A 20629-nucleotide genomic window follows, 5' to 3' on the forward strand; every position below is an offset into this window, starting at 1 on the left:
ACAACAAAGCCCCACATTTGACTGCGAGGCTTGTAGTACTTGGTGCCCGGAGGCGGAATCGAACCACCGACACGAGGATTTTCAATCCTCTGCTCTACCGACTGAGCTATCCGGGCATCTCAAGAGGCGCGTATTAAACCCTTAATTCGCAGGGCTGTCAACACCTTAGCCTCAATTATTTTGAAGGAGGGACGTATCCTTCCGCTTTTTCGTAATCGCCACCGTCCATGAACTTTTCCATCTCTTCCTGCAGGAACTTACGGGTGGCAGGATCCATCAGGCTCATGTGCTTTTCGTTGATGATCATGGTTTGGTGTGCGGTCCAATCTGCCCAGGCTTTTTGGGAGATAGTCTCGTAAATTTCTTGTCCTTTAGGGCCCGGATACGGTGGTTTTTCAAGACCAGCCAGCTCTTTTTTGTATTTACGACACATGACAGTACGGCTCATCTAACTCTCCAAATCTATTTGCTGGTGCGGGTGTATTTCTGCAGCAGTCGTTTAACCGGTGCAGCTAACCCGATGTTCTGTGGTTGCTGTATGTTATACCAGAGAGTGGGATTTCCTTCCATGACACAGTCTGTAAGGTTATTGCAGCGAACCCGCACGGGGGTAATATCCAGATGAAAGTGGCTGAACGTATGTCGCACCGGTTCCAGGGGCTCAGCACTGTCTATATCCAGAGAAAGCCCTGTGATGGTATTGGCATCGCGTAGGTCAGCAACCTCGGGCAAACTCCATAACCCGCCCCATAAACCGCTGGGTGGGCGTTGCTGGAGCAGCGTCTGCTGTTGATCATCCTGGAGTAGCAGCATGATGGTTTGTTTGACCGGGATCTGCTTTTTCGGCTTTGGGTGTGGGAACTCGCTACTACGGCCTAGTTTTAGTGCAGTGCAGTGGTTTTGCAGCGGGCAGCGCAGGCAGTTTGGTTTGCTGCGGGTGCAGAGGGTGGCTCCCAGATCCATCATCGCCTGGGTGTAATCGCCCACACGCTGTTGGGGCGTGTTGCGCTCTGCATATTCCCACAGTGTTTTTTGGTTAGCCGTGGAGCCTGTCCAGCCCTCCAGCGCATAAAAGCGAGCCAGTACGCGTTTTACATTGCCGTCGAGTATAGCGGCGCGTTTGCCGGTTGAGATAGATAAGACGGCGCCGGCGGTTGAGCGGCCAATGCCGGGTAGTTGTTCCAGCGCTTCTAATGTCTGCGGGAACTCGCCGTAGTAGTCTTTGGCAACGATTTGCGCGGTTTTGTGTAAATTGCGTGCGCGGGCGTAGTACCCGAGTCCTGTCCAAAGGTGTAGAACTTCATCCTGATCGGCGCTGGCGAGTGTTTGAACATCCGGAAAACGCTGAATAAATCGCTCAAAATAGGGAATGACGGTGGTCACTTGGGTCTGCTGCAACATGATCTCAGAGATCCAGGTGAAGTAGGCTGTCTTGTCTTGTTGCCACGGCAGGTTATGCCGGCCGTACTGGTCAAACCAGTCCAGCACGGCCGTATTAAATTCTTCAGGGTTCATGAGGTACTTATTGTTGGTGGAGTGTCCGGATTAATTAAACAGCCCTTTTAACAGGCCTTTGACTGCTTCATCGCCGCCAAGTTTGTCTTTTAGTTTATCACCCAGCTTGTCTTGAACCTTATCGTTGAACTGTTCTTTAATTTTACTGGTGACCGCGTTTTTAAGAATGTCGCGAATCGCTTTAGTGTCGGGTTTACACAACTGGGTGGGTTCCAGATCAAATGAGCCTTTGCAACGCACTGGCCATTCTACACCTTCCAGACGGTTATTCACGGGACAGGTTTTCTTGAACAGGTTCTCTTCGATAATCAAAGCCAACTGATAATCGACTAATGCCTGAGGTAAGTTCACATCGCCTATGCCTTTGATGTTCATTGCATCCAGTTTGACGCCTAAGTCATTATTGCTGACGACACCGTTTTTGATGTTGAAATTGCCGCCCATTTTAGCAAAAGGAGTGGATTGGTCGACCGTTTGAGCTGCCTGGACAGTGCCTAGCGCAGACAGGTTGTTTATTGTCTGGCATAACTCCTGCGCCATGTTGATACCATTCACCACGCCATTGGTGACGTTGAGATCGGCGTTACCGGTCATCGTGTTGATGATGCTGTGCACCGACTGGCCATATGAAACGATATTGGTATTCGTGCTAAGCGTTCCTGTTAATGCCGCTTCACCGCTCATGTCTGTGAGCAGGTCACCAATCTGAAGGCCTGAAATTGCAGCTTTTGTAGTGATTTGCAGCGGTTTTTTGCGTGCATCCAATGTGATGCTGTTACGGATTTTTCCGCCATACATGTCCAGATTAATGCGCTCCGCTTTGACAATGCCGTTATTGGCATTGACGGCAAAGTCGATGTTACTCATGGTAAACTTCTGATAGGTCGCTGTCTTTAAGCTGACAGCCGCATCCAGATTGAGGCTTTGTAGCGGCTCCATCGGAATGACCTCTTCTTTTGAGTAACGATCGCCTGCCGGGGTGGATGCGTTATCGCTGGTAGTGCCAGACGCTTTATCGGTAGACGCTTGCTGTGTCTCTGCAGGTAGGTAGCCATCCAGATTAATGCTGTTACCCGCTAATTTTAATTTAATTCTACCCGTCTTAAGATCAACGCCCGCGCTGCCATCAAAGCTGGTGTCGTCGAGTTTGATCGAAAGAGATGAGGTGTTAATCGCTTCGGCGTTACCACTGAATGTGCTAATCAGGCCAATGTTCTTCAATGCTTTTTGATCTGATGTTTGCACGGGAGCCTGTCCCAGTGTTGTTAATAGGGGGTTGAGCGCAAAAGGAGCAACAGTCACAGTACCGTTCATCTCCAGAGTGTCCAGATTAGCAATGTTGAGTTTGCCGTTAAGTTGTAAATTGGCAACTTCAGCATTCCAGTTATCCACAATCAGCTGTCGGGAGATGAGGTCGATGCTCGCATCGGTTTTTAATTGAACCTGTAGGTTAGTGCCGTTTTGAATATGCAGATCACCGATAAAGTCTTTCAGCTGATACTGTTGCTGGCTTAGATCGAGCAGGATTTTGCCATCAAATTGAGCGGCTGCTTCTAAAACCTGCTTAGCATTCTGATGTTGCTTTGCATTAAGGCTTAAGCTTATAGGAAAGGGTGCGTTATTGGTGATGCGGCCTGTTTTCAGGTTGATATTGTTGAGCAGAATCGTTTGGGCCGTTTGTTCATCACTATAGTTCACGGTGCCGCTAATAATCTGCACACTTTCAATATCTATTTTAAGATTACTGCCTGCAGGCTCTGCTGCTGTACTTGTCGCAGCGGCGTTATCTGTTGTTGTAGATGGCTCACTTGTGGCGACATCGCTGCCAGCATTGCTTTGCCAATTGACCTCGCCTGTGCTGGTTTTTGTCAGGTTGAGGTTCAGCCCCTCAATAATAATACTGTTCATCTGAACATTGCCGGAGAGTAATTCCGGGATGCGGACAGAAATTTGCGCCTGCTGCAGATTGGCAAGAGAGGCTTGTTGAGGAAAGCGGACATCAATATTGTTGACGGCCAGGCTTAAGCGTGGGAAAAAAGACCAACTGATGTCGCCGCCAATTTTAAGCTCTATGCCACCCTGATCAAGGGCCGCTTGTTCAATTTCGGGTTTATAGTCATTAGGGTCAATAAAAGCGCTCAATAGCGCACCGCCCGCTGCAATCAGTATGATGCATGCCAACAGTAGTCCCAGAACGATTTTAATTAACTTACCCATAATGTCCTCTATCCTTTTATTTTCATTCAAGTCCAGCAGATAACCGCTGGCGAAAACTATCAACACTAGTACCTATAGCATGCACGTCCTATGTGAATATGACGTTAATCATCTACTGCGGTGCATCCTGACTCTGGTAGTTATATAATGATCCATTATGTTTTGAAACAGTTTTGAATAGCGGAGAGTCAGCATGGCTGAGCGTAAGGCTACAGTAAATCGGGAAACTCTGGAAACTCAGATCACCGTATCTATTAATCTCGATGGCACGGGTAAGTTTAGTGCTGATACTGGCGTGCCTTTTCTTGAGCACATGATGGACCAGATTGCTCGTCATGGGCTGATTGATATCAATATCGAAGCTAATGGAGATATCTATATCGATGATCACCATACGGTGGAAGATATAGGTATTACGTTAGGGCAGGCGTTTAAAGAAGCGGTAGGCGATAAAAAAGGCCTGACGCGCTATGGACACGCTTATGTGCCACTGGATGAAGCATTATCACGCGTGGTTATCGATTTTTCCGGCCGGCCGGGACTGAGCTTTAACTGCGAATTTACGCGTGGGTCTATCGGCCGCCTGGATACTCAATTGTTCTGGGAGTTTTTCCAGGGATTTGTGAATCATGCCGGTGTTACGCTGCACATCGATAATATCAAAGGCTTTAATGCGCACCACCAGGCTGAAACGATCTTCAAAGCGTTTGGTCGGGCGTTGCGTATGGCCCTGACGGTTGACCAGCGTGCCGCTGAAATGATGCCATCCACCAAGGGTGTTCTGTAGATGAGTAGCATTGCCGTTATCGATTATGGCATGGGCAATCTGCACTCCGTTGCTAAGGCTCTGGAACATGTGCAGCCAGGTGTTGAAGTGTTGGTGACATCTGATCCAAAACAAGTGGCCAATGCAGACCGGGTATTACTGCCGGGCGTTGGTGCTATCCGTGACTGTATGGCCGAGATCTACAAAGCGGGCGTAGATAAAGAAGTGGCTGAAGCGATTCGCTCGGGACGGCCATTTTTAGGTATCTGTGTCGGCTTTCAGGCATTAATGCAATCTTCTGAAGAGAATGGCGGCGTTGATTGTCTGGGTGAGTTTGAAGGGACGGTCAATTACTTTGGCGATCATCTGAAAGATGACGCCGGAGAGCGCTTAAAAGTACCGCATATGGGCTGGAATGAAGTGATGCAGAACGGTGATCATCCGCTATGGCAGGGAATAGAAAATGCCAGCCGTTTTTATTTTGTGCACAGTTACTATGTGAAAGCCGCGCAGCGTCAGCAAGTAGCCGCCACCTGTAATTACGGTGTCGACTTCGATGTGGCGCTGGCGCATGACAATGTATTTGCTGTGCAGTTTCATCCGGAAAAGAGCCATACGGCTGGTTTGCAACTGTTGAAAAACTTCCTGAACTGGGATGGAAAGCCTTAAGCTGAGCGATTGGATTAAGCTTAAGTGCTTCTAACATAAGTACTGCTAAGGAGTACTCGCGTGGCATTAGCAAAACGAATAATCCCTTGTCTTGATGTTGAGAATGGACGTGTGGTTAAGGGTGTACAGTTTCTGGATATCCGCGATGCCGGTGATCCGGTTGAAGTCGCCAAACGCTATGACGAACAAGGTGCTGACGAAATCACCTTTCTGGATATCACGGCAACGCATGAAGGCCGCGAGACCATGGTGCATACCGTTGAACGTATGGCTTCTCAGGTGTTTATTCCCTTAACCGTGGGTGGCGGCATTCGTACCTGTGAAGATATCCGTACTATGCTCAACGCCGGTGCTGATAAAGTGTCTATCAACAGTGCGGCAGTGACGAATCCGGATTTTGTTCGTCAAGCGGCAGAGCGTTTTGGTTCGCAATGTATTGTGGTTGCCATTGATGCGAAAAAAGTCTCCGCTGAAGGTGAACCTGATAAATGGGAAATCTTTACTCACGGCGGCCGTAAGCCAACCGGCCTGGATGCAATAGAGTGGGCTAAAAAAATGGTCGCGTTGGGTGCGGGTGAAATCTTGCTGACGTCGATGGATCAGGACGGTGTTAAAAACGGTTATGACTTAGGCGTTACCCGCGCTATTTCAGAAGCCGTGAATGTGCCGATTATTGCTTCTGGCGGTGTCGGTAACCTTGAGCATCTGGTGGATGGTGTTTTAAAAGGGAAAGCGGATGCCGTGTTAGCCGCATCTATCTTCCACTTTAATGAGTATTCAATACCAGAAGCAAAAGCCTATATGCGGGAGCGGGGTATAGAAGTACGCCTATAACCTGTGAGTATAATAAACCCAGCCTTCGCTGGGTTTTTTGTACATGTGGGATGGCTGATTGCAAGGGTAAAGGGCAGCACAAGGCTAAAGGGAAGCACAGGGGTGAGATAAAATGAATAAGGGACAGCGGGCTATTATCGGCTTAGTCACTCTGCTGAGTATTCAAGCCGGTATTCAAAGTACATTCGCAGATACACTGGTCAGAGTGAAGCCATTAGCCGATGTACTACAGCCCACATTTTATTCAGCGCCTGCTGATGTTGTTAATGAGCAACATATCTCACTCAGTACTGAACTTACCGGTGTACTGGCAGCCTTACACGTACAGGTGGGTGATGCTGTGCTTAAAGGACAAGATATCGCTGCACTGGAGTGTCAGGATTATCGTTTGTCCCAAGCGCAGGCAATTCAAGATGTTAACGCGTTAGCAAGCCGTGTGACACTTGCTCAGCAGCAGTTTAAACGCACCCGTACGCTGCAAAAGTCGGGTAGCGCCTCTGTAGAGCTGCTAAACCAGCGCGAAACAGAGCTAAGTGCGTTAACTGCACAACTTGAAGGGCAAAAAATTCAAGCTCAGCAAGCTCAGCGCAATACGAGCCGTTGTATTATTGAAGCGCCTTTTGATGGCGTCATTACACAGGTAATGACAGCGCAAGGCGCTTATTTGTCTGTCGGCTCACCTTTGGTTAAGTTGTTAAATATCACCCGGGCTGAGGTGAGTGCGCGGCTTTTACCGCAGCAGCTTGAGTCAATGCAGCAAGCAGTCCGTATCGACTTCAGCTTCAACAGCAAGAAATATCCGCTGTCCATAAGGGCAGCCGTTCCGTTGGTTCAGCAAGCAGCCGGAACGCAGGAAGTTCGTCTTAATTTTATTCAAACTCCTGGATTGAGTCCCGGGTCGGGTACCGCGCTGAGCGGCGCGTCGGGTGAAGTTGTCTGGGAGTCGTCAGTACCCTCGATACCGCCGGAATATCTGGTGAAGCGTAACGGCTCGCTGGGCCTGATGTTGGCAGAAAATAGCACAGCAAAATTTATGGCTTTCCCGACTGCTAAAGAGGGTCAGGCTGTTATGTTGCAAACCTCAGCGGAATCCATACTGTCGTCTTCTTCTGAAAATAAAGTATTGCTCATTGTACAGGGGCAGCATGTGCTTAAAGAGGGGGATAAAGTAGAGATTGAAGCAGAAGCTATTGTTAGTGGTGAAAGGGCTAATGGTGACAGTATTAATGGCGCAAGGGTGGGGGTGAAAGCTGATGCTGGCGCGCCTGCTGAATAATCATGTACTGGCTAATCTGACCTTTGTGTTGGTGCTGATGATCGGCACCATCGCCTACCTGCTGTTACCTCGCCAGCAAGACCCGACTATCAATTTTAATTGGATTGCTGTGACTACGGCGTTACCCGGCGCCTCCGCTCAGGATGTTGAGCTGCGCGTAACCAACCCTTTGGAAGACGCGGTTCGTAATATTGCGGATATCCGCTTTGTCTCATCAAACAGCCGTGAAGGCATATCAAGCATGCTGATTCGCTTTGAGGACATCGATGAGCGAACCTTTGATAAGCATGTCAGTTCTATTCGACGTGAAATTCAGAATGCCGAGCGGGATCTGCCTGCAGAAGCTGCTGAGCCTTTTATTTTAGAGATCACTTCTTCTAACGCGTTTCCGAGTGCGATGCTGGCGGTTACAGCGCTATCTGATGATGATAATTTACGTCAGCAGGCTGAAAATATTCGAAAAGACCTGGAGCGTATTAAGGGTGTTGACCGGGTTGATCCTGTTGCGCTGGATGACCCGGAGCTACAAGTAAATCTGGATTTGGATGCCTTGCAGTCGCTCGGCCTGTCGCCGGTACAAGTCTCGAATTCGGTGGCGTTATGGTTCAAAGATGTCTCGGCCGGCAGTGTCAACGTTGGCGATCAAAGCTGGTTGGTGCGTTTAGAGGGACGTAATGCAGCACCTGATCAGGTGAAGCAGATCCCGTTGGTAGGTAGTAGCGGTGATATTCGTCTGGATCGTATTGCAGAAGTGGTGAGTGGTCACGAAAAACCGACGCAGTTGGCGCGTTTCGATGGCCGTCCTGCCGTGATGATGGCTATTATAAAGAAAGAAAGTGCTAACACGCTGGCGTTAATTGAACGCGTTAAAGCCTACATGGCAGAGCGCAACGAACTGGAAGTACAGGCCGGTGTAAGGCTTGAGCTGATCGATGATCAAACGGTGCCGACGAGTGAAGCGATCACGTTAATGCAGAACAATGCCAGCATTGGCTTGTTGTTTGTTTTGCTGGTGGCCTGGCTATTTTTGGGCTTGCGTATCGCTCTGCTGACCGCTATCGGTATTCCTTTTATTCTTGCAGGTACTTTCTGGGTGCTCTGGGGAATGGGCGAGACGCTCAATGTGGTTGCCTTATTAGGTGTGGTGATTGTGCTCGGGATGCTGGTAGATGACGCCGTAGTCGTGGTTGAAGCGATCTATTATCGATTGCAACATGGCGACAGCCCGATGGAGGCTACGCTCACGTCGTTGCGCGAAGTTGCCCAACCGGTATCAACAGCGGTACTCACTACGATGGCAGCATTTTTACCCTTAATGCTATTGCCCGGTATTCTTGGCGACTTCATGCGAGTTATTCCGATGGTGGTGACTATTGCGCTGGCAATCTCTCTTTTAGAGGCCTTTTGGATGTTGCCCGCACATGTGCTGGTCGCCAGAATAACACTGGATAAACCCTCGCGTACCCAACTAATACGCCAGTCAATGACACGAAAAATACAACGCTTTTATATTCGCTCATTATTAAAAACACTCAGGCGACCGGTGATCACACTGGTCGCCATGGTGATGCTGTTTATCGGTTCCATCGGTTTGATTGTGACAGGTCAGATTAAAATGGATTTTTTTGCGGCTGATCCGCTACGACTCTTTTATGTGAATATCCAGATGCCTCCCGAGATGCCGCTGCAGCGTACCCTGGAAAAAGTGCTGGAAGTTGAGCAAAAAGTAAAAGCGCACCTCAATACTGAAGATGTGCGGGCGGTAGCGAGCTATGCCGGGCAGATGTTTACCGAAATGGAGCCGTTTTTTGGTGATCAGTATGGCCAGATACTGGTCGGATTACAGCCTAAAACACAGCAGAACCGCAGCGTTGATGAGATCATGGATGCTATGCGCGCCGATGTGATGCGTGTGGCAGGCCCGGTGCGGGTGTCTTTTTTGCGTATGGCCGGCGGCCCGCCGGTCTCTAAACCTATCAGCGTTAAAATACGCGGCGATGATTATGCTGAAATCGGCGCAGCAGCCAGAGATATGCAGCAGATGTTGCAGGCGCTGCCCGGCGTAAAAGATATTGCTGATGATGCGGCGAGTGGCCGCATGGCCATGACGCTGAAGCCGGATTACCGAGCCATAACCGCAGCAGGGATCAACCCCTCTGAGGTACTGCGTACGCTGCAATTATTGGTCGATGGAGAAGTGGTTGCTGATATGCAATCACGTGGTAAGAAGCTGGAAGTCCGGGTGAGGGCGTTACCTAAACCCTATCAGAATATTAATGATCTGTTGGCGTTCCGCCTTCCGGATGCGCAGGGCGCTATGATTCCTCTTTCATCGCTGGTATTTGCTGACTATCAAATGAGTATTGGCAATATTCGACACTATAATTTTCGCCGCGCGATCACTGTAGAAGCAGATATAGAAGAGGGTGGAATGGATACGGTACAAGCGAATGCGTGGTTGCTCAGTCACTGGGACGAAGAATATCAACCGCGTTACCCCAACATCAGTCTGGATTTCTCCGGTGAGTTGGATGACATACAAGAAAGTATGGATTCTATTGCCGTACTCTTCCTGTTTGGTGTTGGCCTCATGTATCTGATATTGGGAACACAGTTCTCAAGTTACTGGCAGCCCTTTATGATCATGGCGACGGTGCCGATGGCGTTTACCGGCGTAGTGCTTGGCTTGTGGATAACGCAGAACCCATTGAGCTTATTTACCTTGTACGGCGTCGTGGCATTAGCGGGTATTGCTGTAAATGCGGCTATTGTGTTGATATCTGCAGCAAATCAGCGCTTAAAAGGTGGGATGAGTGTTTTACATGCAACACTCTATGCGTCGCGCCGTCGTGTTATTCCTATATTGATTACATCGTTGACGACCATTGCCGGGCTGTTTTCTCTGGCAACAGGTTTAGGTGGACACTCGCTGATTTGGGGGCCGGTTGCCACCGCTATTGTCTGTGGGTTAGCCTTCTCGACTATTCTTACTCTGTTTGTGATACCGCTGCTGTATCGCTTGTTTATGGGACGCTCTCCTAAAAATCAGAAGCGAATTCCATTATTAATTGAAAAGCCAATTGTTAAGGTATAAGTATGCTCGTTATTGACGCAGTCGATGTTCAGAAAGTCTTATCTTTTGATTATTTAGTGGAGGCGCTCAGAAGCGCTTTTTCCAATGATTTTGGTATGCCACAACGTCATGTTTATCATCTTCCTGCTATCGGAGGTGAGAGAACCGGGCATGAGGACTCTTTTGCTGTACTGCCGGCCTGGAATGATCAGGTGATGGGCGTTAAAGCCTTTACTCACCTGCCGGGGAATCCGGCTAAAGGCCTGGAAACGCTGGCGTCTAAGATGCTGTTGTTCAGCCGAACCAGCGGTGCACCACTCGCTGTTGTAGATGGTACGCAGCTGACTTTCTGGCGCACGGCAGCCGTTTCTGCGCTAGCTGCAGATTACCTGGCAAAAGCCGATGCGAATAGTTTGCTGTTGTTTGGTACAGGTAAATTAGCTCCCTATATGGCATTGGCACATGCGAGTGTGCGACCACTGAAAATCATCTATGTCACAGGTCGAAATGCTGAAAAGATCGCTGCAACTGTTGCTGAAATACAAGCAAAGCGGCCTGACCTTCAGGTTCAGGGGGTAAGCAATCCGGAGGCCGTCATTGCTCAGGTTGATATTATTAGTTGTGCTACGGGTGCAGCTGAGCCCTTGTTTAGCTATGAGCAGGTGAGTGCAGGGACCCATATCGATCTGGTGGGTAATCACAGCGGTAATCGCCGTGAATGTGACTCTGCAACCGTGCAGCATGCCCGGGTATTTGTAGATAGCCGTCTGAATGTATTGAATGAGGCAGGTGAACTATTGATTCCCATAGCTGAGGGTGTTTTCTCTGCTGAGCAAGTGCAAGGTGAGTTGGCAGATTTATGTCATGGTCGTATTACGGGCCGATCACAAGGCGACGCCGGGCGTGCGCAGATAACGCTGTTTAAGTCGGTGGGTACGGCGCTATCGGATTTAGCGGCGGCATATCTGGTATATCAAGAGTGCCAGATGCGTCAGAGTTAGGCTGTATCAGGAGAGTCGTTGTTTCCCACTGTATAAGAAACAACGACTATTGGACGGAGACTCTTTAAATAGATGTTGTAAATAGGCCCTGTAATAAATAGGCCCTGTAACAAATAGCCCCTGTAAATAGTGTGTGCGAAGGGCTAATGATCACATTTTTATAGCTGGGGGTTTAAATCCATCGGGTTTAATCGCCAATACTGAACATTGAACCTGCTCCAGAATATATTCAGCGGTATTGCCGATAATAAAGCCAGGAATACCGGTTCTCGCAACAGTGCCCATAACGATAAGATCTACACCATGTTGCTTTGCCATTAACGGGATTTCTTTCGCTGGAAGCCCTTTAACTAAATGCGTTTTGGGGTGTAAAAAGTTTATTGTGTCTTTTCCTAGCTGCTTCGACATTTCTGCGACAAGGAATTTAAGCCTATCAGAACAGGCACGTTGCGCCTGCTCCTCGTAAAGATCAGCTTTTTCCTCTGATACGTGAGAAAAGGCTCCGTATCTTAAAAAATCTTCACCATAAGCTTCCCAGACGCTACCGATATGGAGTTCGGTTAATTCAGCCAGGGAAAAGACGGCACTATATTCTAATACCTTTTCATTGAGTCCATCCTGAACGCGATTTTCATCTAGCTCAGTAAAGTCATCGTTGACATCAACCGTTGCTAATACATTTTTAAAAACTTCGCTATGTCCGGGTTTAAGTATTAACAGAGGGCAAGGACACCCTCGCATTAAATGCATGTCCTCACTTCCAAATAATCGATCCAGCCAATCCATGTCATCTGCACACTTTACTACCAAATCGTACTGATTCTTTACGACACTTTTGACAATCTCGATAAACCCTATTCCGGTGAAAATCTCTACATCTGCCGTTAATTCAGGTTTATATTGCTTTACCCATTTTTCAGTAGCATTGCGTTTTATTTTTGCAGACTCGGATATGTTTTCATTTCTCTCTTTTTGGTTTTTAAATATTCTATGAAAAAGACTCGCCGTGTTTAAAGTGGATGCTATTGTAATCGACGCCTGGTGGTCATTGGCAATTCTTATGGCTTGATCCAACGCTGCTTCCGAGCTGATATCTGGTTCGACCACACACAGAATATTGTTAAATCGCTTCATGATTTTGTTTCTCCAAGAATAAAAACTGTGGATCCGTCACTAAACTATAATAATCCAACCGATACAGATCTGCCTTCTTGATATGAATGTTAATTCTGGGAATAGTTCATCTCACGCTCAAAAGGAGGTATTTATGTTCACCCAAAAAAGCTAATCAGAGGGCAAGCCGCGATAGTATTGATAAATATCTTGATGGCTATCAGAGCAGCCATGAATGCCCGGAAGGCGGCAAATTGTATAATCTCATCTCTGTTAAACCCTCATCGACATGATCATCTATTTCCGTCAAATCTATGCCATACTGGCACTCTGGCTGAAAATCTTCGAGCGCCGACGCCCCCGGGCGTGAAGGTGAGTTGAGCGCAGTGTTGGAGGAGGGGCGGGTTTCCATGTTGGAGGTGTGATGAATCGTATAGCTGATAAGCTGCGGCTTCGCGACCCGGTGATTATCTATTTCCGGAGTGGGTGGTTGCGTGCTGTTGCATTTGCCCTGGTATGGTGGATGCTCACAACAGGAGCAGAGGAGTCATGGTTAGTCGGAGTGCCAATGGTGCTGATTGCTACGCTGGTTAGCATGGTGCTACTGCCCGTTTTTCCCTGGTCCCCGAGCGGGGCCGCACTTTTTGTGCCGTTTTTCGTTTGGCGTTCGCTGTATGGCGGTGTGGATGTGGCGTGGCGCGCTTTTCACCCAAGTCTACCCATCGCCCCCGGTCTCATTGAATACCCATTACGCCTTTCTCCGGGGCTGCCTCGGGTATTCATGGTCAATACGGTCAGCCTGCTGCCTGGCACTTTGAGTGCTGAGTTGCGTGCGGACTGCCTGAGAGTTCATGTCCTCGATACACGGAATAACGTCTTATCTGAACTGATGGTGGTGGAGCAGGCCGTGGCTCGCATGTTCGCTACACCCCTGGAAAATTCTGAAGGAGGTGACTGCAATGAACAGATTTAAAGACATACTTTGCGTGGTGGGACTGGAGGAGTAAGGTGTATGCAAACCCTTTATTTCGCACTGGCGCTATTTCTCTTGCTGAACCTTGTTGCCGGGATGTGGCGGGTGCTGCGCGGCCCCACCGTTGCAGATCGTATGTTGGCGGCTCAGCTGTTTGGCACGACCTCGGTGGCTATTCTTTTATTGCTGGCACAAGCTGAAGATGAAGCAGCTTTGCGTGATGTGGCGCTGGTGTTTGCCCTGCTCGCTGCAGTGACGGCGGTAGCCTTCGTTCGGCGTGCCTGGACAGATATGGAGATAAAACATGACGCTAATTGATGTTTTCTCCGCCGTCCTGCTAATCGCCGGGGGCATTTTCTTTCTTGCAGGCACTCTGGGACTGTTGCGGTTTCCGGATGTCTACACACGCCTCCATGCCTTGACAAAAGCCGACAACGTGGGTTTAGGGCTGGTGGTCGCGGGGCTGGCTGTTCAGGCGCAAAGCTGGGCCACGATGGGCAAGTTGCTGCTGATCTGGGGGTTGGTATTATTGGCCGGAGCCAGCATTTCCCATCTGATTGCGAGTCGTGCGCTACAGCGGGGTATCCGTCCATGGAGGCGTTGAGCATGTTGCACTGGGCGTTCGATAGCCTATTGGGGCTTAGTTTGCTCTGGCTTGCCTGGCGAGCACTCACAAGCCCGGATCTGTTCAAGGCGATTGTGCTGTTCATCAGCTTTGGGTTGCTGATGTCCTTGGCCTGGATTCGGCTTGGTGCGCCGGATGTCGCCCTGGCTGAAGCTGCCATTGGCGCAGGCCTGACCGGCGCCTTGTTGTTGGCGGCGCTGGCAAGGCTTGAATCAATAGGACAGCCAGGCAGGCAAAAAGACAGTATTGGGGAAACCGGGGCTCATGACAGGTAACGGAAAAACAGGGAAGGCGCTTCGCCTGCTGCTCGTATCGCTGCTGTGTGCCATTGCTGCGGGGCTGGGTTATGCGGTTCTGGGACTCAGCTTGTCTCCCGTCGGGTTAGGTGAGCTGGTAGGGGCGAATCTTGAAGCCAGCGGGGTCAGTCATCCGGTTACTGCGGTGCTGCTCAACTTTCGTGGTTACGATACATTGCTTGAAATGGGGGTGTTGTTAGTGGCTCTGCTTGGCGTGTGGTCACTCAGCGGCATGCCTGATTATCACGAATCAAGCCCGGAACCGGTCCTGGACATCTTGTCACGTCTGCTGATTCCAATGCTCATTCTGGTGGCTGGTTATCTGTTATGGGTGGGCGCGCATGCACCGGGTGGGGCCTTTCAGGCCGGGTCGGTATTAGGGGCTGCATGTGTGCTGATGATGCTGACCGGCTGGCGGCTGGACAGCCGGTTCGCTGGTTTGTTACTGCGGGTGGTAATGGTCTCGGGCTTGGGCGTGTTCGTCATGGTAAGTACAGCTATGCTCCTGAACGGAAGCGCATTTTTTGAATTTCCACCGCCAATGGCCGGTGAGCTGATATTGCTGATCGAAGCGGTAGCAACTATGACCATTGGCGCGACGCTGGCCGCCTTGTTCCTGAGGAGTCGGCCAGCGGTGGGGCCGGATAAATGAGCGGCGTCTTCCTCTATGCGCTACTCGGTGTGGGGTTGTTCGTCCTGGGCCTGTACGCCCTGACTATCACGCGCATTTGCTACGCAAGATCCTGGCCATCAATGTGATGGGCACGGGGGTGTTTCTGGTGCTGGTGGCGCTGGCCGCTGTTAACCCGGATGCCCCGCCGGACCCGGTGCCGCATGCCATGGTGATCACCGGCATCGTGGTTGCCGTGTCTGCCACGGCGCTGGCGCTTACCCTGATGCTCAAGGTGAGCGTGGCAACGGGAAAAAATCACCTATCTGACAGTACACGGGACTGACGCGCATGACTGGCGATATCGTTGGCATTCCCTGGATTGTGGTGTTGATCGTGTTACCTCTGACGGGGGGGATGGCGTCCTTTTTATTTCCGGCAATATCGAAATCGCTGGGTCTTATTTTCGCACTGGCTATCTTTACAGCTGTCGTTGGCCTGAGTTGGCAACTGGTAGAACAGGGTGCGCACCGCTATGCAATCGGTGGCTGGGGCGCGTCGTTGGGTATCGATCTTTATGCCGATGGGCTGAGTCTGCTGATGCTCGTGACAGCGGCTCTGGTGGGACTGGGCGTCAGCGTCTATTCCGGCGCTTATTTCAGTCGCGAAAAAGCGAAGCATTTTTGGCCTCTGTGGTTATTTCTGTGGGCAGCGCTGAATGCACTGTTCCTGTCCGCAGATATTTTCAATCTCTATGTCACGCTGGAATTGCTGGGCTTGGCGGCGGTGGCGCTGATAGCGTTGGCCGATGGTGCGGATGCCCTGAACTCCGCCATGCGCTACTTATTGGTCAGTCTGTTGGGCTCGTTGTTCTACCTGCTAGGTGTCGCACTGCTTTACCACAGTTTTGGCAGTCTGGATATCGCGATTCTGGCTCAGCGGATGGAGCCAACCCCCGCCGTGTGGTCGGCTGTGGGGCTGATGAGCGCCGGTCTGCTGCTTAAGACAGCGCTGTTCCCGATGCATTTCTGGCTACCGGCAGCTCATGCCTGTGCTCCGGCACCGGTGAGTGCGCTGTTATCCGCACTGGTAGTAAAGGCCTCCTTCTATATTCTGCTGCGTCTGTGGTTGGAGGTCTTTGCGTTGACCGATACTTTACCCGGTCAACTGCTGGGTCTGCTTGGCGCGACCGCTGTCCTCTGGGGCGGGATTCAGGCGTTGCGCCAGACACGGCTTAAATTGCTTATTGCCTATTCCACGGTGGTGCAACTGGGTTATCTGTTCCTGGCTTTTCCGCTGGGGACAAATATTGCCTGGAAGGGAGCCTTTTATATGTTGCTGTCTCACGCTATTGCCAAGGCAGCCATGTTCATGGCGGCGGGCAATATACTACGTTTCTGTGGGCATGACCGTATCGCGGATCTCGACCGAATCGCCCAGCGTCTGCCATTGACGTTCACGGCGTTCGCGCTGGCAAGTGTCAGCATTATGGGGCTGCCACCTAGCGGCGGGTTCATCGGGAAATGGTTACTGCTGGAAGCATCGATGGGTGCTGGGCAGTGGTGGTGGGCGGTTATTCTGATCCTGGGTGGTCTACTGGCCGCCGCCTATTTTTTCAGAGTCATCGGCTATGCTTTTACCCGGGCCGAGCTAACCCATGATGTCAGTGTGGTGCCTGCCAGAATGGAATGGGCCGCTCTGGCACTGGCGCTGGCAGCGATACTCCTGGGATTTATCTCGCCTGCCGCGCTTGAACTGATGGGCATCGGTACATCGTTCGGCGGGGAGCGTGCCGGGTGAACTGGGAGACAACACTGCCGTTGCTGATCGTCCTCAGTTCGCTGATACCCGGGCTGATCATCTTCTTTCTGGCAGAGAAGCAGGTTGTCGTCCGAATCACGTTGAATATGGCCGCTGCCCTTATCAAGTTGGTGTTGGTAGGCGTCATGCTCTGGGGCGTTTTTCACGGCCATCACTACGAGATCCGTCTGCCATTTCTACCCGGACTTGACTTGGTTCTGCGTGCAGACCCCCTGTCGATGCTGTTTGTGGCACTTTCCGCCAGCCTGTGGCTGGCCACCACGGTCTATGCCATCGGCTATCTCGAGGATTCTCCCAACCGCAGTCGCTTTTTCGGTTTTTTCAGTCTGTGTGTGACGGCCACCGTCGGTCTGGCGCTGGCGGGTAATTTGTTGACCTTCGTGCTGTTCTACGAACTGCTGACGCTGACTACTTATCCGCTGGTGGTGCATCGCGGCACCGAGGTGGAGCGTCTGGCGGGGCGAAAGTATCTGATCTATACGATAGGAGGAGGAGCCTTGCTGTTGCTGGCAACGGTGTGGCTATACACGCTGGCGGGCACTCTGGAATTCACGGCGCGCGGATTCCTGTCAGGTCTGGATGCTGTTCACTATCCCGCACTGATCATCATCTTTGTGTTGCTGATTGCCGGTCTGGGTGTCAAGGCCGCACTGATTCCCTTTCACGGCTGGCTGCCGCAGGCCATGGTAGCGCCTGCACCGGTCAGCGCATTATTGCATGCAGTAGCGGTGGTGAAAGCAGGCGCCTTTGGCATCGTGCGCGTGGTGTATGATGTGTTTGGTGTTGAGTTCGCGGCTAGTCTGGGTGTGACCCTACCGCTGGCAATACTGGCGTCAGCAACGATCATTTACGGCTCATTGCGGGCGTTATTTCAGAATGATCTGAAACGCCGGCTTGCGTTTTCCACGGTCAGCCAGGTGTCGTATATCGTGCTCGGTGTGGCGGTTGCCGGGCCGATTGCGACCATCGGTGGGCTGGTTCATCTGGTGCATCAGGGGGTGCAGAAAATAACCTTGTTCTTCTGTGCCGGTATTCTCGCGGAGACGCTGGGAATCCACAAAATCAGCGAGATGAATGGGGTCGGGCGGCGTATGCCCTTGACTATGGCCGCATTCACGATCAGCGCCTTCGGTATGATAGGGGCGCCGCCGCTGGCGGGTTTTATCAGTAAATGGTACCTCGGATTGGGGGCGCTGGAAGCCGGACAGAACTGGGTGATTTTTATCCTGGCTGCAAGCAGTCTGCTCAACGCGGCCTACTTTTTGCCGATATTGTATCGCGCTTGGTTCAAGGCGCCTGCCGGTAGCTGGCCAGACGAACGCTCGTTTGGCAAACGTGAGACAGCCTGGGCGCTGCTGGTCCCCGCCGTCATGACCGCCGCACTCACTCTGGGCCTGGGGCTACTGGCTTCGATGCCATTCAGTCCATTGGAGTGGGCACGTTTTATCACCGAGCAGGAATATGCACCGTGAGCAACATAGCGAATACTTTATTGCTGCTATCGGCACCCGGGTTGCCACTTCTGCTGGCGATTCCGGCACTACGTCGTTATGTCCCCTGTCCGGCTCATCTCGCCTTGCTGCCGACCATTGTTTTACTGTTTCTTCCGGGTAGCTTCTCTGTCGGGCTACCCTGGATATTATGGGGCAGCGCCGGGATGGGTATCGACACGGGTTCTCGCTGGTGGCTGACGATATCAGTGGTGATTTGGACCGCTAGCGCAACCTTTTTACATACCCCTGAACGGCGTGGGGCTGGTAACCGCCTGACAACATTGTTTCTGTTAACTCTTGTGGGTCAGGTAGGCGCGATTTTGGCGATGGATATGGTCAGCTTTTTCACATTTATGACCCTGATGGGATACGCGTTTATCGGCCTGTTGATTGATGGTAGTGATGAGAAGACGTGCCGGGCCGGAAGGATTTATCTGGTGTTGCTGATCCTTGCGGACATTGCCCTGTTTGAGGCGCTTCTGATCGCTGCTACGTCAACGGATGATCTGGGATTCGAGGCTGTAGCGCATGCAATAGCACTATCATCGTCCTCTGCCCTCTACCTGTCCATGGTGATCGCGGGCTTTGCCCTCAAAGCGGGTTTCTGGCCACTGCACGTATGGCTCCCTCCGGCCTATGGTTCGGCTCGTCCGGCAGTGGCTCTTTTACTGTGGGTAGTGCCGGTCGGTACAGGGTTGTTTGGCGCTGTGCGTTGGTTACCGCTTGGTGAGCTTACAGCACCCGTAGCGGGGATGCTGCTCCAGGCTTTTGGTGCCGCCGGTATTTTTTATGCACTACTGTTTGTGGTGATGCGGGCTCAATGGAAACAGCTACCTGCCTATACTGCCATCATAGCGGTGAGCATCTTTATTATGGGCTTGGGTACTGGTTTGCTCGACCCCGCCGTATGGAATCAGTACGGCCATTTGGTGCCTGTCTTCGTTGCTGCAGTGGGATTGGTGTTGGCGGTAATGATCGCGGCTTTTGTATGGCTGGAAAAAAGGGGGATTTTTCCATCTGAGTCGGGCAGAGAAAATAGAGAAGCGGTGTGGCTTGAACGTTGCGCGAAAGCCATTATTCGCTTGGGACGTCGGACGGGGGGCGATACCTTGCCCGAGTTGCGTGCCTCATGGTTCGCCAGATGGGATAGTTTCCGGCAAGCATGTACCTGGCAACAACTGTTCGATGCCGGTGAATATTTTTTACAGCGTTGGGAATTTGCGATCACGTTGTTTTTGCTGTTAGGCATGGTGTCGGTAGCGCTTCTGTGGCTGGATGCAACATCGGTGCTGTAAGGCGGCTAAGTACGATAAATCGTTTCAATTAAGTGAAAACCGAATTTGGTTTTTACCGGCCCATGCACGGTTAATAAGGGCTTTTTGAACACCACGTTATCAAATGCTTTCAGCATGGTGCCGGGGCTGAATTCTCCGAGGTCTCCGCCGCGTTTAGCGGAGTTGCATAGCGAATGTTTTTTCGCCAGCGTTGCAAAGTCTGCACCCTTTGCCAGTTGTAGCTTGAGCTTTTCGGCTTGCTCTTTAGTTTTCACCAAGATATGTCGCGCACATGCTTTTGCCATTCGTCAGCAACTCTCTTTGATTAAATAAGGTCTTTTAATTAGCCCGCTGTAGCTTTTTAATTAAGCCCGCTGTAGCACTTCATCAACCAGCTTGTTAATGCCGCTGGCTGCTTCGGTAATGGAGCCGGCCAGCATATAAGCGGGTGTGCTGATGATGTTGCGTTCCTGATCGATCACAATATCATTGACCGGGCAGTTCTGGTGCTTGCCGCCCATGGCCTCGATAGCGCTGGCCGTGTCGTTATCCGTGCCAATGGTACAGGTAGCGCCTTCGCCGAAAATCAGCGGTGTCATTGCGGGCGCAATGCAGATAAGACCGACCGGTTTGCCTGCTGTGTGGATGGCCTGGGCAAAGCTTTTCACATCTGCATTGATTCGGGCATCGGCACCCTTAACAGCAAAGTCGCAAAGGTTCTTCGCCGCACCAAATCCGCCGGGAAAAATCAACGCATCGTAATCGTCAGGGTTAGCTGTGGCCAGGTTAATAATTTCACCTCTGGCGAGGCGCGCGGCTTCAAGCAAAACATTTCTGCTCTCTCCTTCAGCGACTTCGCCTGTTAAATGATTGATCACATGCAACTGTTCAATGTCAGGTGCCATGCATTGATATTCGTTTCCCTGTTGGGCAATCCGCAGTAGGGTTAAAACAGACTCGTAAATCTCTGATCCATCGAATACACCGCAGCCGGATAAAATAACGGCGATCTTTTTCATTTTTGAGCCCTCAGTATCAGGTATATGTGAGCTGTACATTATTTTGTAATTCAT

Annotated in this window: 21 protein-coding genes and 1 tRNA gene; 15 read left to right on the forward strand and 7 right to left on the reverse strand. The window is 50.9% G+C overall.

Features of this window, described 5'->3' with window-relative positions:
• Window positions 1-40 precede the first annotated feature (40 nt).
• The 4 genes from ABY436_RS00005 to ABY436_RS00020 form a co-directional block, all read right to left on the reverse strand.
• Window positions 41-116: transfer RNA gene (locus tag ABY436_RS00005), tRNA-Phe, on the reverse strand.
• A gap of 59 nt (window positions 117-175) precedes the next feature.
• On the reverse strand, window positions 176-448 hold the full coding sequence (locus ABY436_RS00010; RefSeq protein WP_372736976.1) for an oxidative damage protection protein: 273 nt from the start codon (window positions 446-448) through the stop codon (window positions 176-178).
• A gap of 14 nt (window positions 449-462) precedes the next feature.
• The gene (gene mutY, locus ABY436_RS00015) at window positions 463-1515 is read right to left on the reverse strand and encodes an A/G-specific adenine glycosylase (RefSeq protein ID WP_372736977.1); all 1053 of its coding nucleotides are present in this window, start codon (window positions 1513-1515) and stop codon (window positions 463-465) included.
• A gap of 30 nt (window positions 1516-1545) precedes the next feature.
• Window positions 1546-3732, reverse strand: a complete 2187-nt coding sequence (locus tag ABY436_RS00020; RefSeq protein ID WP_372736978.1) for an AsmA family protein — start codon at window positions 3730-3732, stop codon at window positions 1546-1548.
• A gap of 193 nt (window positions 3733-3925) precedes the next feature.
• Here ABY436_RS00020 and hisB point away from each other — a divergent pair, with 193 nt between their 5' ends.
• The 6 genes from hisB (at window position 3926) to ABY436_RS00050 (ending at window position 11351) form a co-directional block, all read left to right on the forward strand.
• On the forward strand, window positions 3926-4519 hold the full coding sequence (hisB, locus tag ABY436_RS00025; protein ID WP_090723250.1) for an imidazoleglycerol-phosphate dehydratase HisB: 594 nt from the start codon (window positions 3926-3928) through the stop codon (window positions 4517-4519).
• Window positions 4520-5167: an imidazole glycerol phosphate synthase subunit HisH gene (gene hisH / locus ABY436_RS00030; protein WP_372736979.1), complete on the forward strand. Its 648-nt coding sequence runs from the start codon at window positions 4520-4522 to the stop codon at window positions 5165-5167. It abuts the gene before it with no gap.
• 60 nt (window positions 5168-5227) lie between these two features.
• Complete coding sequence (gene hisF, locus ABY436_RS00035; protein ID WP_090723256.1) at window positions 5228-6001, forward strand: imidazole glycerol phosphate synthase subunit HisF; 774 nt, start codon at window positions 5228-5230, stop codon at window positions 5999-6001.
• Between the two features lie 112 nt (window positions 6002-6113).
• Complete coding sequence (locus ABY436_RS00040) at window positions 6114-7277, forward strand: efflux RND transporter periplasmic adaptor subunit (protein WP_372736980.1); 1164 nt, start codon at window positions 6114-6116, stop codon at window positions 7275-7277.
• Entirely contained in the window at window positions 7255-10371 is a 3117-nt protein-coding gene (locus tag ABY436_RS00045; protein ID WP_372736981.1) for an efflux RND transporter permease subunit, read from the forward strand. The genes ABY436_RS00040 and ABY436_RS00045 overlap by 23 nt, the downstream gene beginning before the upstream one ends.
• Window positions 10372-10373: 2 nt before the next feature.
• On the forward strand, window positions 10374-11351 hold the full coding sequence (locus ABY436_RS00050; RefSeq protein ID WP_372736982.1) for an ornithine cyclodeaminase family protein: 978 nt from the start codon (window positions 10374-10376) through the stop codon (window positions 11349-11351).
• Window positions 11352-11501: 150 nt separating this feature from the next.
• On the opposite strand, the gene ABY436_RS00055 is transcribed toward ABY436_RS00050, so the two are convergent.
• Window positions 11502-12485: a universal stress protein gene (locus tag ABY436_RS00055; protein ID WP_372736983.1), complete on the reverse strand. Its 984-nt coding sequence runs from the start codon at window positions 12483-12485 to the stop codon at window positions 11502-11504.
• A gap of 403 nt (window positions 12486-12888) precedes the next feature.
• Between ABY436_RS00055 and ABY436_RS00060 the strand changes: the two genes are divergently transcribed.
• The 9 genes from ABY436_RS00060 to ABY436_RS00100 all read left to right on the forward strand — a co-directional run bounded on the left by ABY436_RS00060 (window position 12889) and on the right by ABY436_RS00100 (window position 19577).
• Entirely contained in the window at window positions 12889-13437 is a 549-nt protein-coding gene (locus ABY436_RS00060) for a Na+/H+ antiporter subunit E (protein WP_372736984.1), read from the forward strand.
• Between the two features lie 39 nt (window positions 13438-13476).
• The gene (locus tag ABY436_RS00065; protein ID WP_372736985.1) at window positions 13477-13755 is read left to right on the forward strand and encodes a monovalent cation/H+ antiporter complex subunit F; all 279 of its coding nucleotides are present in this window, start codon (window positions 13477-13479) and stop codon (window positions 13753-13755) included.
• A complete protein-coding gene (mnhG, locus tag ABY436_RS00070; protein ID WP_372736986.1) occupies window positions 13742-14041 on the forward strand; it encodes a monovalent cation/H(+) antiporter subunit G in 300 nt (99 codons plus the stop codon). The genes ABY436_RS00065 and mnhG overlap by 14 nt, the downstream gene beginning before the upstream one ends.
• A gap of 2 nt (window positions 14042-14043) precedes the next feature.
• Window positions 14044-14337, forward strand: coding sequence for a Na(+)/H(+) antiporter subunit B (locus ABY436_RS00075; RefSeq protein ID WP_372736987.1), 294 nt, complete (start codon window positions 14044-14046; stop codon window positions 14335-14337).
• Window positions 14327-15010 carry an MnhB domain-containing protein gene (locus tag ABY436_RS00080; RefSeq protein ID WP_372736988.1) on the forward strand — a complete coding sequence of 228 codons (684 nt, stop codon included), beginning with the start codon at window positions 14327-14329 and terminating at the stop codon, window positions 15008-15010. Before ABY436_RS00075 ends, ABY436_RS00080 begins: the two co-directional genes overlap by 11 nt.
• Window positions 15011-15086: 76 nt before the next feature.
• Window positions 15087-15314 carry an NADH-quinone oxidoreductase subunit K gene (locus ABY436_RS00085; protein ID WP_372736989.1) on the forward strand — a complete coding sequence of 76 codons (228 nt, stop codon included), beginning with the start codon at window positions 15087-15089 and terminating at the stop codon, window positions 15312-15314.
• Window positions 15315-15319: 5 nt separating this feature from the next.
• Window positions 15320-16768: a complex I subunit 5 family protein gene (locus tag ABY436_RS00090; protein WP_372736990.1), complete on the forward strand. Its 1449-nt coding sequence runs from the start codon at window positions 15320-15322 to the stop codon at window positions 16766-16768.
• Window positions 16765-18261 (forward strand): complex I subunit 5 family protein, encoded by a 1497-nt coding sequence (locus tag ABY436_RS00095; RefSeq protein ID WP_372736991.1) that lies wholly within the window; start codon window positions 16765-16767, stop codon window positions 18259-18261. Before ABY436_RS00090 ends, ABY436_RS00095 begins: the two co-directional genes overlap by 4 nt.
• Window positions 18258-19577: a proton-conducting transporter membrane subunit gene (locus ABY436_RS00100; RefSeq protein WP_372736992.1), complete on the forward strand. Its 1320-nt coding sequence runs from the start codon at window positions 18258-18260 to the stop codon at window positions 19575-19577. The genes ABY436_RS00095 and ABY436_RS00100 overlap by 4 nt, the downstream gene beginning before the upstream one ends.
• A 5-nt stretch (window positions 19578-19582) precedes the next feature.
• Here the strand turns inward: ABY436_RS00100 and ABY436_RS00105 are convergent, their stop codons facing one another.
• The gene (locus tag ABY436_RS00105) at window positions 19583-19861 is read right to left on the reverse strand and encodes a peptidylprolyl isomerase (RefSeq protein ID WP_372736993.1); all 279 of its coding nucleotides are present in this window, start codon (window positions 19859-19861) and stop codon (window positions 19583-19585) included.
• Between the two features lie 60 nt (window positions 19862-19921).
• Entirely contained in the window at window positions 19922-20575 is a 654-nt protein-coding gene (elbB, locus tag ABY436_RS00110; RefSeq protein ID WP_372736994.1) for an isoprenoid biosynthesis glyoxalase ElbB, read from the reverse strand.
• Between the last annotated feature and the right edge of the window lie 54 nt (window positions 20576-20629).

It is taken from the genome of Neptunomonas sp., assembly GCF_041601355.1.
Lineage (GTDB): Bacteria > Pseudomonadota > Gammaproteobacteria > Pseudomonadales > Balneatricaceae > Neptunomonas.